Here is a 1,610-nt window from a genome sequence, read left to right as displayed (position 1 = left end):
GTAGTACTCGCCCCGGGAGTTGGTGACCGCGGTGCCGATCTTGTTGCCGTCGGCGTCATACAGATTCACTGTGGCACCCGGGATGCCCGGCTCACTGGGGTCCTGGATGCCGTCCTCATCGGTGTCCTGCCAGATCCGGTTACCGATCTGCAACGGCGCCTGGTCACACATCGTCTCCAGGTCGCCGATACCGCGCGCCTTGCCGAAGTCGTTGTTCAGATACAGACCACTGGCGTTGTCCTCGGAGACCCGGGTGCCGTTGCTGCGGTTGAGGTAGTGCAGGCCGTGCCCGGTGACCGGGTTCAGGATGGGGTCTTCCGAGATCATGGGCATGGTGGTCTCCACCTTGGAGATGGCCACCGAACCCTCAGCAGTCTCCGAGTGAACCCCGTTGTGGTCGGACACGTGGTCGCCCGGGTAGAACTCCCGGGCGTCCAGGGGCTGGGTTCCGCCGTTGGTGGCCGCGGTGGCGTTGTTGGTGCAGCCGCCGTTGCCGTCCAGGACGAACATGTGGTTGCTGCCCCGGCTCGCGCAGTTGATGTCACCGCCGTTGAAGACGTTTGTCGCGGGCCAGCCGGGGAGAGCGGGGAGCGCCCAGCCGCCGCGGTCGGCGAAGCGGTCAGCGAAGGAGGCGACCATGTTGCCGTTGGTCTCGAAGTCGATGTCGGTGAACTCCGGCTCCGGATTCGAGAGCCCCGGTTCGTCGCAGGCCACGCCGTCCTGGGTCACGGGCCGGGTGTTGGTCCACGGATACCAGGTGCGGCCGGTGCAGACGGTCGGTTGGGGCGGCGAGAGGGCGTAGTGGGGGTAGGTCAGCGGCTGGTCCATGACGGTGCCGGTGAACTGGCCGGTGGTGGGGTCGAAGACCTGCACGACGGCCCGCAGGTCAGCCTTGCGGTTGGTGGACTGCGCTGAGCAGACACCGCCGACGTAGACCTTGCCGTCCTGGATGCCCAGGCCGAAGGGGCGCCAGTCGCCGGGGGCGGCGCAGCCCGGGTCCCGGATGGGGTAGGAGGCCTTCTGTGTGGCAGCGGTGGCCTGCATGGCGTCGTAGCGGTAGAGCCTGCGGTCGTTCAGGTTGACGACATACAGGTCCTTGCCGTCCGGGCTGATGTCCAGGTCACCCAGGGACTCCTTGCCCACCACCGCTTGGAAGGCCAGGTCCATGTTGACGCCGGGCTGATGCGCGGTGGTGCCGGGGTTGGGAACCTGGGTGAACAGCGCGGTGGCCCCGGTGGCCGGGTTCGTCCGGTAAATCGCACCCGCCCCGCCGGGACCGTACTTGGTGCCCCGCTTCGCATACGCGGACGTGAAGAGCTGCTTGGTCACCTTGTTGTAGCCAAGACCCCACGTCGTGCCGGTGTCCGCCTCCACCGCCTGATCCTTGACCAGAGCGGGGTTCGCAACAGCATCGCCACGCGTGTTGAACGAGAACGTCGACAGCGTCCGCTTGGCCGGCGGGGCAGCATCCGGGATGTTGGCGTTCTGGCAGACCGCGGCCAGGGTGACATTGCGCTGGCAGTAGTCCTCCGGGCTCCAGAACGAGGTCGTCACCTCCACATTCTTGCCGCCCGACAGATCCACGAACTCCACATTCGACGACAGCACGG

General features: G+C 66.8%; 1 protein-coding gene. It reads right to left on the bottom strand.

From position 1 onward, the window contains the following. Window positions 1-1,610, bottom strand: a 1,610-nt coding sequence (locus ACZ7NC_RS45555; RefSeq protein WP_471498354.1) for an SdrD B-like domain-containing protein, incomplete at both ends; no start/stop codon positions are given.

It is taken from the genome of Streptomyces sp. NPDC111802 (genome assembly GCF_055634335.1).
This window is presented reverse-complemented; position numbering and strand designations above follow the sequence as displayed.